Origin of the sequence: Clostridium sp. Marseille-P2415 (assembly GCF_900155545.1) — a bacterium.
In the GTDB taxonomy this organism is placed as follows: domain Bacteria; phylum Bacillota; class Clostridia; order Lachnospirales; family Lachnospiraceae; genus Lacrimispora.
The window spans coordinates 2,421,212-2,435,112 of the sequence record NZ_LT732526.1 but is presented as its reverse complement, the minus strand read 5'-3'; the positions used below and the strand labels follow the sequence as shown (position 1 = coordinate 2,435,112).

At 46.0% G+C, this 13,901-nt stretch carries 12 protein-coding genes; all 12 read left to right on the top strand.

Going from position 1 to position 13,901, the window contains the following annotated elements; all coding sequences use genetic code 11:
• The first annotated feature begins 23 nt into the window (after positions 1–23).
• The 12 genes from fsa (at position 24) to BQ9856_RS15965 (ending at position 13,901) form a co-directional block, all read left to right on the top strand.
• A complete protein-coding gene (gene fsa / locus BQ9856_RS16020) occupies positions 24–677 on the top strand; it encodes a fructose-6-phosphate aldolase (RefSeq protein ID WP_077611926.1) in 654 nt (217 codons plus the stop codon).
• 244 nt (positions 678–921) lie between these two features.
• On the top strand, positions 922–1,434 hold the full coding sequence (locus tag BQ9856_RS16015) for a ferritin (RefSeq protein WP_077611925.1): 513 nt from the start codon (positions 922–924) through the stop codon (positions 1,432–1,434).
• A 207-nt stretch (positions 1,435–1,641) separates the two neighbouring features.
• Positions 1,642–2,385, top strand: a complete 744-nt coding sequence (locus BQ9856_RS16010; protein ID WP_077613407.1) for a YoaP domain-containing protein — start codon at positions 1,642–1,644, stop codon at positions 2,383–2,385.
• Between the two features lie 17 nt (positions 2,386–2,402).
• Positions 2,403–3,332: a helix-turn-helix transcriptional regulator gene (locus BQ9856_RS16005; protein WP_077611924.1), complete on the top strand. Its 930-nt coding sequence runs from the start codon at positions 2,403–2,405 to the stop codon at positions 3,330–3,332.
• Between the two features lie 150 nt (positions 3,333–3,482).
• A complete protein-coding gene (locus tag BQ9856_RS16000; protein WP_077611923.1) occupies positions 3,483–4,802 on the top strand; it encodes an ABC transporter substrate-binding protein in 1,320 nt (439 codons plus the stop codon).
• A 24-nt stretch (positions 4,803–4,826) separates the two neighbouring features.
• Positions 4,827–5,720 carry a carbohydrate ABC transporter permease gene (locus BQ9856_RS15995; protein WP_077611922.1) on the top strand — a complete coding sequence of 298 codons (894 nt, stop codon included), beginning with the start codon at positions 4,827–4,829 and terminating at the stop codon, positions 5,718–5,720.
• Positions 5,713–6,519 carry a carbohydrate ABC transporter permease gene (locus tag BQ9856_RS15990; protein WP_235839228.1) on the top strand — a complete coding sequence of 269 codons (807 nt, stop codon included), beginning with the start codon at positions 5,713–5,715 and terminating at the stop codon, positions 6,517–6,519. The genes BQ9856_RS15995 and BQ9856_RS15990 overlap by 8 nt, the downstream gene beginning before the upstream one ends.
• 88 nt (positions 6,520–6,607) lie before the next feature.
• A complete protein-coding gene (locus BQ9856_RS15985; protein ID WP_077611921.1) occupies positions 6,608–8,644 on the top strand; it encodes a beta-galactosidase in 2,037 nt (678 codons plus the stop codon).
• Positions 8,645–8,755: 111 nt separating this feature from the next.
• Positions 8,756–10,630 carry a sensor histidine kinase gene (locus BQ9856_RS15980; RefSeq protein WP_077611920.1) on the top strand — a complete coding sequence of 625 codons (1,875 nt, stop codon included), beginning with the start codon at positions 8,756–8,758 and terminating at the stop codon, positions 10,628–10,630.
• Complete coding sequence (locus tag BQ9856_RS15975) at positions 10,617–11,357, top strand: response regulator transcription factor (RefSeq protein ID WP_077611919.1); 741 nt, start codon at positions 10,617–10,619, stop codon at positions 11,355–11,357. The genes BQ9856_RS15980 and BQ9856_RS15975 overlap by 14 nt, the downstream gene beginning before the upstream one ends.
• 153 nt (positions 11,358–11,510) lie before the next feature.
• Positions 11,511–12,857 (top strand): ABC transporter substrate-binding protein, encoded by a 1,347-nt coding sequence (locus BQ9856_RS15970; RefSeq protein WP_077611918.1) that lies wholly within the window; start codon positions 11,511–11,513, stop codon positions 12,855–12,857.
• Between the two features lie 93 nt (positions 12,858–12,950).
• Positions 12,951–13,901 carry a carbohydrate ABC transporter permease gene (locus BQ9856_RS15965; protein WP_077611917.1) on the top strand — a complete coding sequence of 317 codons (951 nt, stop codon included), beginning with the start codon at positions 12,951–12,953 and terminating at the stop codon, positions 13,899–13,901.

Here is a 13,901-nt window from a genome sequence, read left to right as displayed (position 1 = left end):
TATAAAATTTAAGGAGAACTGCCATGAGATTTTTTATCGATACAGCAAATACGGAAGACGTAAAGAAAGCAAACGACATGGGCATCATCTGCGGTGTTACCACCAATCCTTCCCTGATCGCCAAAGAAGGCCGCGATTTTGGTGAGGTCATCAAAGAAATCACTTCCATCGTGGACGGACCCATCAGCGGGGAAGTGAAAGCAACAACTGTGGATGCAGAGGGCATGATTGCAGAGGGACGTGAAATCGCAGCGATCCATCCGAATATGGTTGTAAAGATCCCCATGACCGTAGAAGGACTGAAGGCCGTTAAGGTATTGACTGCAGAGGGAATCAAGACCAATGTAACACTGGTATTTTCTGCCGCTCAGGCACTTTTAGCTGCCCGTGCAGGCGCGACCTATGTATCCCCATTCTTAGGCCGTTTGGATGACATTTCCATGCCGGGCATTGACCTGATTTGTGACATCACGGATATTTTTACGGAACACGGAATCGAGACAGAAATCATTGCAGCCAGCATCCGCAACCCGATCCATGTGATCGACTGTGCAAAGGCAGGAGCAGACATTGCTACCGTACCATACAGCGTACTGGTGCAGATGACAAAGCACCCGTTGACCGATCAGGGGATTGAGAAATTCAAGGCGGATTATAAAGCGGTATTCGGGGAATAATCAGTAATTTTGGGCGAAGCTTTTTCAGGCTTCGCCCTTTTTTTGAAACAATATTTTTACATTACAGATCTATTCTTGCTTATTATCAGATGTTACTGATAAATAATATTTTTTGATATATGATTGAATATTTTTAATAAAAATGTTAGAATATGATAAACCCAGATCCTGGTATTGTGCCTGTTTACAGTAATTTGATTTTTGAAACCGATATGGAAATCAACTTTAAAGGAGGACGAAGATTATGCTAAATAAAGAAATTGTAACGAAAATAAATCAACAGATCAATTTTGAGTTTTATTCCGCATATTTATATCTGGACATGTCCAACTATTATGCGGACAGCAATTTAAACGGCTTTGCCAACTGGTTTAAAATCCAGACTCAGGAAGAGCGGGATCATGCCATGCTCTTTATGGATTATTTGTTAAACAACAGTGAAAAGGTCGTATTTCAGGATATTAAGGCTCCGGCTTTTGTTTACAAAGATTTCCGCCAGCCTGCAGTGGAGGCTTATGAACACGAGCTCAAGGTGACGGCTTCCATTCATGATATTTACGGTACAGCTTATGAATTAAAAGACTTCCGCACCATGCAGTTCCTTGACTGGTTCGTAAAAGAACAGAATGAAGAAGAAAAGAATACGGATGAAATTATAAAGAGATATGATTTATTCGGCAATGATGCCAAGGGATTATATTTACTGGATTCTGAACTGGCGGCGAGGGTTTATACGCCTCCGACACTTGTAATCTAATAACGGAATGGTGTTCGCTATCGTAACGCTATAAAAAGAGCAGCTTCTGACATGATATTGCACCGGCATTCATGGCAGAAGCTGTTCTTTCGTTTGTCAGTTCCGAATGATAGGAAAGGTGTATGCAGATAAAGCAGGAAGAATGAAAAGCCGCTTGCTTTTGGTTCGGGATTGGATATAAAATGGAAAAAAGAAAGCGAGGCATATATGGAAATCATTACATTGTCAAAGGAAAATTTAGAGCAGGAGCACATCTGCTGCGCCATTGCCAATAATAAGGACTGTCAGGTCGCGGCTAAAAAAGCCTGGCTGGCCGAACGCCTTGAGGAGGGACTGGTATTCAAAAAGGGAAATGTTCGTGGGAAATGTTTTATTGAATATATTCCGGCGGAGAAAGCATGGGCACCCATTGATGCTGCCGGGTATATGTATATCAACTGCTTTTGGGTATCCGGTCAATTCAAAGGACAGGGGAATTCCAATCTTTTACTGGAAGCCTGTATAGAGGACAGCAGGGAAAAGGGGAAAAAGGGGCTGGTTATCTTGTCTTCAAAAAAGAAGCTCCCCTATCTTTCTGATCCGAAATATCTTCGCCATAAAGGCTTTGAACTGGCGGATACCGCGGAGCCTTACTATGAACTGCTGTATCTGCCTTTTATAAATGACGCGGATAAACCTGGCTTTAAGCAGTCAGTCAGGGAACGTAAAATCATGGAACCGGGCTTTGTCCTTTATTATTCACATCAATGCCCTTTTACTGCAAAATATGTTCCATTGATAGAAGCAGCGGCAGAAAAGAAAGGAATACCGTTTCAATCCATTCGTTTTGAGTCTGCGAAGGAAGCGCAAAATGCTCCGGCACCGTTTACAACGTACAGTCTGTTTTATAATGGAACGTTTCTAACCAATGAAATATTATCGGAAAAAAGATTTGAAAAAATGTTTGGGTAAAGGGGGGAGCGGTGTTCATGGCGAAACAGAGGGAGAGGGTGGAATTCCGCTACTATGAGATACCTGAGGATGAACCGGTTCTGGCTCTATTGGGAGAGGACTGGATCAGAGAATACGGGAAACATATCAAATACCTTCACTTTCATAATCTTATGGAAATCGGATACTGCCACTGGGGTACCGGGGAAGTGATACTGGGGCAGGAGCGTATTCCTTTTTCCAGAGGCTCACTGATGATCGTGCCGCCAAGGCTTCCCCATACCACCAACAGCGACGAGGGAACAAAAGGGTTCTGGGAGTGGATGTACATTGATTTTCAAAAGATTATTTCCGATGTTTACCGTAATGATTCCATACTCCCCAAAAACATATTAAAGCGGATACACAGAACCGGATACCTTCTGTCCGGTGACGAGAACCCAATACTGGCCGGGCTGATTTCGGGAATCATGAATGAGACCCAATATAAGAAGCCCTATTATAAAGAAAGCATAAAGGGGCTTCTGCGCGCCTGCATGGTGGAATTATTACGGCTTTCCGATGGTGAGGAACATATCATGCGCTCCAGGACCAACACCGCTATGATTGCAGGTGCCCTGGATTATGTGGCGGATTATTATGCCGGCGAAATCAAGATAAGAAGTATGGCGGAGGCCTGCAGCATGAGCGAAAGTCATTTTCGGCGGGTTTTTGAAGAAGGCATGAATATGAAACCGGGGGATTATATTAATCTGGTCCGTATCCAGAATGCCTGTGAACTGTTGAAAAAAACGGACAAATCCATGGAAGAGGTGACAATTGCAGCAGGATTTGCTTCTATTTCTGCATTTAACCGGAATTTCAGGAAAATAATGAATAGTTCTCCTTATCAATGGAAGAAATCGGCGGAAAATTATGAGGGGAAGCTGCTGTATTGCAGGATCAGCGCTCAGAAAGGTTGGGAATAAGAAACGCAAATGATTGAATATGCGCGTTTTTTAATTGAATCTAAAAACTTTAAATCTTCAGAATTGGTATAATGTGGTTATCAGAAATCTTTCGAAAGAAAAAGATAATCACATGAGCCAATTTTTTTATGAAAGAGGAGGAGTTTCGCTATGAAGAAAAAGATCACATCCGCATTACTGGCCGGAGCCATGGTGGTTTCCCTGGCAGCCTGCGGGAATTCCGGTACCGCAGGAAAAGCGGCAGGAGACAAGACCGGAGAGGGGGCACAGCCGGCAAATGAATTGACCGTCTGGTGCTGGGACCCGGCATTTAACATGTATGCCATGGAAGAGGCGGCAAAGGTATATCAAAAGGATCATCCGGATTTTAAGCTGAATGTGGTGGAAACACCCTGGGCCGATGTCCAGACCAAGCTGACTACGGCGGCAACCTCCGGAAACTTAGATTCCCTTCCGGACATTCTTTTGATGCAGGATAACGCATTTCAGAAGAATGTGCTCAGTTATCCGGACGCATTCAAGGATCTGACAGGTAGCGGAATCGATTTTACCAAGTTTGCAAAAGCCAAAACTGCTTATTCCGTAGTTGACGGAAAGAATTATGGAGTTCCGTTTGATAACGGGGCCGTGGTCGCATGCTATCGCACCGATATCTTAAAGGAAGCCGGATATACGGTTGATGATTTTAAGGATATTACCTGGAACCAGTATCAGACCATAGGGGAGGACATCCTGGCAAAGACAGGAAAGCCTATGTTATCCTGTCAGGCCGGTGAATCTGATCTGATCATGATGATGCTCCAGTCAGCGGGTGGAAGCCTTTTTGACAAGGAGGGAAATCCCAGCATGGTTGGAAATGACAAGCTGAAGAAAGTCATGGAAACCTATGCTTCGCTGGTGAAGAGCAGTGTTCTGGTAGAAGTCAATGACTGGGATCAGTATGTAGGGACCCTGACCAACAGTACCGTAGGTGGAACCATTAACGGCTGCTGGATCATGGCCAGCATCCAGACCGCGGAGGACCAGTCCGGCAAATGGGCCATTACCGATATTCCTAAGCTTGAAGGCGTGGATGGTGCCACCAATTATTCCAACAACGGCGGTTCCAGCTGGGCAGTTACGAAAGCCTGCAGGAATCCGGAGCTGGCACAGGATTTCCTGGCTAAAACCTTTGCAGGCAGCACAGAATTCTATGAGACCATACTTCCCAAGTCCGGTGCGCTGGCTGCCTATCTTCCCGCAGCTGACAGCAAGGTTTATGCAGAACCTCAGGAATTCTTCGGAGGCGAACCTGTGTATTCCTTAATTACGGATTTTGCTTCAAAGGTTCCTTCCAACAACACAGGTGTCTATTATTATGAAGCGCGTGACGCGGTGGCCACTGCCATTACCAATGTGGTCTCCGGCGGAGATATCGATGCGGAGATCAAGACTGCAGAGGATACGGTTAATTTTGCAATGGGAAAATAGTGGCAGAGGGAGGAGGCATTATTGGTGGGTGATAGAAAGAAAAAGTTATCGTTAGGCCAGAATCAGAGCCTGGCAGGCTGGGCATTTCTGACTCCGGCGGTCCTGTTTATCGCAGTCATGAGCTTTCTGCCCATGATTCAGGCGCTGTTCCTTTCCTTTAAGACAGGAGTCGGCGCAGGGCTTAAATGGACCGGGGGAACCAATTACATAAGGATGTTTAAGGACCCTGTTTTCATGCAGGCTTTAAGAAATAATTTCATCTACCTGATCATACAGGTTCCGATCATGTTGATACTGGCCCTGATACTGGCCTCTCTGCTTAACAATAAGGACCTTCGTTTCAGGGGCCTGTTCCGCACGGCAATCTTTCTGCCCTGCGCAACCTCACTGGTATCTTACGCGGTGATTTTCCGGTCCCTGTTTACAGTGGATGGGCTGGTGAATACGGTTTTCATAAAGCTTGGGATATTGTCCACCGGATATAATTTCCTGGGTCATCCGGCCAGTGCCAGGATCGTCATCATTCTGGCACTGGTCTGGAGGTGGACCGGTTACAATATGGTGTTTTATCTTTCCGGGCTCCAGAACATTGAGTATTCCATATATGAGGCTGCAAAGATCGACGGGGCTTCTCCGGTTCAAGCTTTTTTGCGGATCACGGTTCCGCTTTTAAAGCCCACCATTCTGCTGACTGCGATCATGTCTACCAACGGCACGCTGCAGTTGTTTGACGAATCCGTGAACTTAACATACGGCGGTCCTTCCAATGCCACCATTACCATGTCCCATTATATATACAATGTATCCTTTAAATATGTACCGAATTTCGGGTATGCGGCAGCCATGTCCTACCTGATTCTGATCCTGGTGGCAGTTCTTGCATTTATGCAGATGAAGGTAGGTGATAAACGTGACTAAAGGAAAGAAGTTTCTGGCATATGGTTTTTTGACGGTTGTCTCTGTCATTTCCGTTTTTCCGCTATACTGGATGATGGTTGCGGCCACTAACAAAAGCGTGGCTGTGACACGGGGGACTCTGATATTCGGTACGGAGCTGTTTGAAAACCTGAAAAAACTGTTCGGTTCCCAGAATGTAGGCGCAGCCCTTGGGAATTCATTTAAGTATTCTGCAGTCATGACGTTGGTTTCCCTGTTTATATGCTCCATTGCCGGATATGGTTTCGAGATTTTTCATGACAAGGCAAAGGACCGGGTAATGAGTATTATTTTACTGGCAATGATGGTTCCCTTTGCCGCGACCATGATACCGCTGTATCAGATGTTTTCAAAGGCAAATCTTTTAAACAGTACCCTTGGTTTCATTCTTCCGACCGTTTCGACGCCGTTCTTGATCATGATGTTCCGCCAGAGCGCAAGGTCCTTTCCCGTCGATATCATGGAGGCAGCAAGGCTTGACGGTTTAAGTGAGTTCCAGATTTTCTGCCGGATGTTCATTCCTGCCATGCGCTCCACCTATGCTGCGGCCATGACCATTACCTTCATGAATGCCTGGAACAGTTATCTATGGCCCAAGGTGATCATGTCGGATGCGGACAGCATTACCATGCCCATGCTGGTTGCCAACTTAAAATCAGGGTATGTGACCGATTACGGGACCCTGATGTTAGCGGTATTGATCTGTACCATTCCTACCGTGATTATTTTCTTCCTGCTGCAGAGAAGCTTTGCAGAAGGGATCACAGGGGCAGTAAAGTAAATAAATATAGGATTAAAGCAGGCGCTGCGGCCGTGCTTCCAAATGTGGAAAACGGCGGCAACGCTTATTTAGAAAGGAATAAGAGGATATGAAGAGTAATTGGTTATGGTACGGAGGGGATTATTATCCGGAGCAATGGCTGGACCGGCCTGATATCCTGGAAAAGGATCTGGAATACATGAAAAAAGCGGGAATTAATATGGTGACCCTGGGAGTGTTTTCCTGGTCCTTTTTGGAGCCGGAAGAGGGAAGGTACCGGCTTGAATGGCTTAAGGAGAGGGTGGATAAGCTGTATGAGAACGGGATATCCACGATTATGGGAACTCCTTCCGGTGCCCGTCCCAAATGGCTGGCGGACCGGTACCCGGAGGTGCTGCGGGTGGATGAGACGCGCAGGCGCCGGTTTTTCGGAGGGCGGCATAACCACTGTTATACCTCTCCCGTATACCGGGAGAAGGTAAGACGGATCGACGGAGAACTGGCGAAACAGTTTGGCACTCACCCAGGAGTTGTGATGTGGCATATCTCCAATGAATTCGGCGGCGAGTGCCACTGCCCGTTGTGCCAGGCCGCCTTCCGCAGATGGCTGGAAAAGAAATACGGTTCCATAGAGACTCTGAACCGCAGCTGGTGCACCGCGTTCTGGAGCCACATCTATCAGTCCTTTGACCAGGTGGAAAGCCCGTCTTCCATTGGGGAGAGCATGGTCCACGGGTTAAATCTGGATTGGAAACGTTTTGTGACCGAACAGACTGCGGATTTCGCCTTGTGGGAAGCGGCCTCTTTAAGGGAGGCAGGAGCCGGACAGCCAACGACGACGAACCTTATGTATGATTACACCGGGCTCAATTATCAAAGGCTGTCCCAGGCAGTGGATGTGGTTTCCTGGGATTCCTATCCCCTGTGGCATAAGGAGAAGGAGATCCTGACGGCCAGGGATAATGGGATGCAGCATGATTTCATGAGAAGCTTAAAGAAAAGGCCCTTTCTGCTCATGGAATCCAGTCCCAGCAGTACAAACTGGCAGGAAGTCAGCAAGCTGAAACGGCCCGGTCTTCTAAAGCTGGCCTCCTGGCAGGCCGTAGCCCATGGCTCGGACAGTGTGATGTATTTCCAGATACGCCAGAGCCGGGGCAGTTCGGAGAAATTCCACGGGGCGGTCATTGACCACTATGGAGGATGTGACACCAGGGTATTTGAGGAGGTCAGCCAGACCGGAATGGAGCTTGCCCTTCTTCGGGAATTGGCCGGCACCGGGACCTTTGCAAGAGCGGCACTCATCTATGACGTGGAGTGCCGCTGGGCCATGGAGGATGCCCAGGGGCCCAGAAACAAAGGTCTTTATTATCATGAAACCTGTGTGAAGGTTTACAGCGCCATGAAAAAGCTGGGCTTCAATGTAGATGTCCTCACCATGGAAGGAAGTCTTAAGGATTACCGGCTTGTTGCAGCTCCCATGCTTTACTTATACCGGAATGGGATTGAGGAAAAGCTGAAGGAATTTGTGAAAGGCGGGGGACAGCTGGTCACCACCTACTGGTCGGGTATAGTGGATGAGACAGATGAGTGCTTTCTTGGAGGCGTTCCTCATGGACTCCGGGAGGTTTTAGGGCTTCGCAGCACGGAAATTGACGGCCTTTATGTCGGAGAATGCAACTATATGGTTTCTGTATCCGGACAGAAAGAAAACGGGCGGTATGAATGCCGCAATCTCTGTGATCTGGTAAAGCTTGAGGGAGCAGAAGCGCTTCTGGTTTATGAAAAAGATTTTTATGGGGGATATCCGGCTCTTACCAGGAACCGTTACGGCAATGGAACCGCATATTATGTCTGCGCAGATGCCGGTCAGGATTTCTACGATGATCTCTTTCAGAAGGTGACTTATGAAGCCGGAATGAAACCTCTTGTGGCAGGTGAGATCGTGGAAGGGCTGGAGGTGACATCCAGGGAATCGGAAACCTGTGAGTACCTGTTCCTGCAGAATTTCCGGAAAGAGCCGGTGAGACTGGGTTGTAAGCTTTTATCGGATTTAGAGAAAGGGACGTTATTACTTGGAGAAATTTCGGATTCAGGGGAAATAGGAGGTTATGGAACGATCATCGTAAGGAGAGAAAAGACAGGATAAACGGTTAAGGACAGAACGGTACGGCATTAGAGGCTACCGTTCTTTTTTCTTGCCATCGCATCAGGCCTGGGGTATGATAAAAGAAAAATCCAAGCGTTATAAGGACTGGAAATGATGAAAACTTTAATAAGAAGAATTAACAGCTCCATAACCAAAAAGATATTATTTCTCATTGCTGTTTCCATAGGTGCTTCTTTTCTTGTCAGCCTTTTCGTGGTGAAAAAGGTGGAGCAATCTTATGCCAACTATGTGTATGAAACGAAAACGGATATATTGAACAGCTCCATGTCAGGAATTGAGGACAAGCTGTCGGGGTATGAGAATTCCACTTATCAGTTTATCACAGGAAACAGGGTTCAGCAGCTTGTATCGCAGCTTCTTAATTCCTATGATACCCTTGATGAGCTGGAGGGGAGTATGGAAGATGAGACCGGTGAAGAACTGCCCTCGCTCCTGCCTCAGAAGAAAACTGCGGAAAGCTTAAAGACAGACAGTCTTGTAGAGATCATGAAGGAGCTGGATACTTATCTGGCAAGCACTCATAAAACGGATGCCGGATATTTCGTTGACAGTAAGGGCAGACGGTACAGCGGCTATGGAGGTACCAAATATGATATATCAGAAGATGTGCTTCAGGAAATTGTAAGTGAAGCGGCGGAGAAGAGGGGGAGTCCGGCTTATAAGGTGATTGACATAAGGCGGAATAACAGGGAAGAATACCAGCAGGAAATCGTAATTGCAAGATCCATCCAGGAAAAGCGGAATATGACCATGAGGTATGGCGGAACCGTTATTTACATGATCAGCCCCGGAGAGCTGGCAGCTTCTTATCTGACAGACCGCAACGGGCTGTTCCTTGTGGATGAAAAAGACGGCGTGGTATTTTCCAGCATGGAGGAGCCGGAAAAAGAGGCATTCCTTAAAAAGGTTCCGTTAAATATCGGTAAATATGCCATAGTCCGGCTTAACGGGAATAAATATTTTATTACCTCCATAAAGTCGGAGAAACTGAACTGGAGGTATTACAATGTTTCCAATTATTACCAGTTGTTTTCCTTTATTCAAAATCTGGATATCATCTATTCCATGGTGCTTTTAACGATACTGGTGGTGATCGGCCTGCTGGCGTCCCACTTTTCCATTACCCTGGTAAAGCCGGTCGTGACTCTTTCCGAACAGATAGAAGCCGTTAAAAGAGAAGAAAACCCGGTAAAAGCGCTGGAACATTTAAAGATAAGAAACAGGAAAAAACGGTATGATGAAATCGGGCATCTGGAGGAAAAATTTTCAGAGATGATATGCCAGCTAAGCGAGCTGATCCATGAAAATTACGAGCAGAAGCTGTATCTGCAGGATGCCCAGCTGTCAGCACTCCGTTCGAAGCTGAATCCGCATTTTCTCTATAATACCCTTGATACCATCCGGTGGATGGCCAATGAGGAAAAATACCGCCAGATCCCCATGGTGGTAAAGGCCCTGGGAGATATTCTCCGCATTTCCATGAAGAGCAAGGAAGCCCTGATCCCGCTGGAACAGGAGCTTGAATATATGAGAGGGTATTTGACCATCCAGAGGGCCAGGTTCGGAAGCCGCTTAAATGTTCAAATAGAAGCAGAAGAGGATCTCATGAAGATATGCATTCCCGCTTTCAGTCTTCAGCCCCTTGTGGAAAATGCCGTGAATTACGCATTGGAGCGTATGACGCGGGAATGCAGGATTCACGTTGTTATTGCGGATGAAGGAAGGGAACTCTTATGTTCGGTTTCGGATAATGGGGTGGGAATTGACCCCAATATCCTGGACAAGCTGAAGCTGGGAACCTTAAAGGCGGAGGGTAACGGTGTGGGGCTGACAAACTTAAATGAGCGTTTAAAGAGCTTATATGGACCGGGATATGGGATTATCGTTAAAAACAGCTGTCCGGGAGGAGCAGTCATTTGTTTCAGAGTAAAAAAGGAGGTTTCAGATCGTCATGAAGTTAATTAAGGTCATGATTGTAGATGATGAGGCGATTGTAAGGAGCGGGCTTCATACCTGTATGGATTGGAATTCCAGCGGCTTTGAGGTGACGGTGCTGAAAGAGAACGGGATGGCAGGGCTTGAATATTTGAAAGCGAATCCTGTGGACCTGATTATCACAGATATCAAGATGCCGGGAATGGATGGGCTGGAGTTTATCCGTCAGGTCAGGAAGGCCGGGTACCAGGCTAAATTTCTCATCCTGTCAGGCTATGATGATTTTGCCTATGCCCAGAAGGCTTTGCGCTACGGGGCAGCTGACTATATATTAAAACCGATCAAAGAGGAAGAACTGATGAATTCTCTGCTTCGCATCCGAAACGAGTATTTCCCGGAAATCCAGTCCAGCCTTATCATAACCCCGGAAAAATATTCAAAAACCATAAAGCAGATTCTTGCCTATGTGGATATGAATATAGACCGGCCGGAGCTGTCCTTAAAAATGATTGCCGACGATATCCTGTTCATGAGCGGGAGTTATATATCGAAGCTTTTCTTAAAAGAAACCGGCTATAAATTTTCTACCTTTCTGACGATCAAACGGATGGAAAAAGCCATGCTGCTGATCCAGGCAAACAGGGATGCAACGGTTTATGAGATTGCGGAACAGACTGGCTTCGGAAATAATCCACAGTATTTCAGCACGGTATTCAAAAAGTATTACGGGAAATCACCCACAGAGCTGAAGCTTTAAAACAGGTCATTCTTCAAAGGGACTGCCACCTTGGAAGAATGACTATTTTTTATACAAATTGCACATTATTTTGAATTAAAAATGGAAAAAACTGTGTGTATAATGAATGATATCAGTAGTTGATAAAAAAACAAACAGAAAGGGAGAAAAGGTATGAAAAAAAAGGTTGGTTTTTTATTGGCGGCAGCCATGGTTTTTGCATCGCTGTCCGGGTGCTCCGGTTCAGAAAGCACAACCGTGCCGGAGGCATCTGCAAATACAGAAAAGGAAAGCCGGACAGAGAGCAGTGCAAAAAACCAGGAGGGGGAGAGTATCCGTGTGTCCTGGTGGGGGAACCAGAGCCGTACGGATGCCACGATTAAGGTGTTTGATGGGTTTGCAAAGGAGAATGCTGTGAATTTTACTTATGAGTATAACAGCTATGATGCCTATTGGGAGACTCTGGCTACCCAGTCGGTGGGAAATAACCTGCCGGGCATTATCCAGCAGGTGACAGACCAGTTCGCCGGGTACATAAACAACGGGCTGCTGCTGGATTTAACGCCTTATGTGGAAAATGGTTCCCTGGATCTGTCGAACTGCGACGAAGCTTATATCTCAGGCGGAAAATATAACAACGGATTTTACGGAGTTCCTCTTGGGACCAATGTCATGACCATTATGTATAATGAAGACATATTTAAGGCGGCCGGTATAGAGGCTCCTGCTATGGATTGGAAGTGGTCTGATTTTGTTAAGACGTCCAGGGAGATTTACCAAAAAACAGGGATCCGGACAGAGAACATCGCCCTGGGTATGCCGAGATACTTAATTGAGCCCATGATCCGTTCCAAGGGGCAGTCCTTATATTCAGAGGATGGAAAGGGCTTCGGCTTTGACGATGAGACAAAGGCGGAAATTGTATCCGTGATCCAGGACTGCTATGACCTGGCTCAGGAGGGAGTGTTCGTTGATACAGGGGATCAGCTTTTATGGAAGGATAACTCCGAGAGGGCTTTATGTACGGGGGATGCGGCCATGGGAATGAACTGGAGTTCCCAGTTCTCTAATTTCTCAGGCTATTATGACCAGAAGTTATCTATGGCTGCCCAGCCCATATTTGATGACGCTTCCACAAAAGGGATGTATTTAAGGCCGGCCCAGTTTTTCTCTGTAACCAGGGATTGTCCGGATCCGGAGATGGCGGTGAAAGCGATCAGTTACTTTATCAACGATAAGGATGCAAATGAAATATTAAACGGGGAAAGAGGAATTCCGGCTGCAGGCATCATAAGAGAAGAGCTAAAGGGAAAAGCCGGCGATACGGAAAAAAAGGTTTATGATTTTCTGGATGCCGCTGTGGAATACTGCCGTGATGCTGACCCGGCAGACCCCTCTGCTTCCAGGCAGTGCGTGGAGGTTTTAAATAACAATGTGAATGAAGTAATGTACGGCCAGATGACAGCACAGGAATGTGTGGACAGCTGGATGGAGCAGTCTCTTGCGATTTTAGGGAAATAGAAGGCTGTTATGTGAACATAAGGAAAAGCAGGAGGGAAGAGAAGATTCTGTCCTGCTTTTTCCCTGAAATAATAGGTTAATAGGAGCAGGAATATGAAACATTTCAGAAGAAAAATATCCATTTATAATGAAAATGTGGTGGGATATGCTTTTATCATGCCGTGGCTGATCGGTTTTCTCTGCTTTACGCTGGTTCCGTTTGCCATGTCATTTGTTCTGTCCTTTACGAATTTCAATATTCTGTCCCAGGATACGAGGTTCATTGGTCTGGACAATTATATAAAGCTGTTTACCCAGGATAAATTATTTTTAAAGTCTTTGCAGGTCACTTTTAAGTTTGCATTTGTATCCATCCCCTTAAGGCTCATATTCGCTTTGTTTGTGGCTTTGATATTAAACAGGAAGAGCAAGGCGGTCCCAATCTACCGGGTAGTCTATTATCTGCCCTCGATTATAGGCGGTTCTGTGGCCGTTTCGGTCATGTGGAGGAATCTTTTTACAAAGGCCGGAGTCATCAACAGTTTGCTGCAGGCAGCTGGAATCAACTGTCAGATCAACTGGCTGTCCAATACGAAAACGGCCCTTTTCACCTTAATTCTGCTCTATGTTTGGCAATTCGGTTCCTCCATGCTGATTTTTCTTTCCGGCCTGAAGCAGATTCCGGTCTCTTATTATGAAGCGGCTGAAGTGGATGGGGCAGGGAAGCTTAAGCAGTTTTTTTCCATTACCCTGCCGCTATTAAGCCCGATCATCCTGTTTAATCTGATCATGCAGATTATCAATGGATTTATGGTATTTACCCAGGCTCAGATTATTACAAACGGGGGCCCTGTAAATGAGACTCTGGTTTATATCCTTTACTTATACCAGAACAGCTTTAAATACTATGAGATGGGATATGGATCGGCCATGGCATGGATTCTGCTCATGATCGTAGGATTTTTTACAGCCATTGTATTTAAGTCTTCGAATCAGTGGGTATTTTATGAAAACAACTCAGGCCTGACAAAACAGAAGAAAAAGAAAGGAGAAAAAACAGCTTGA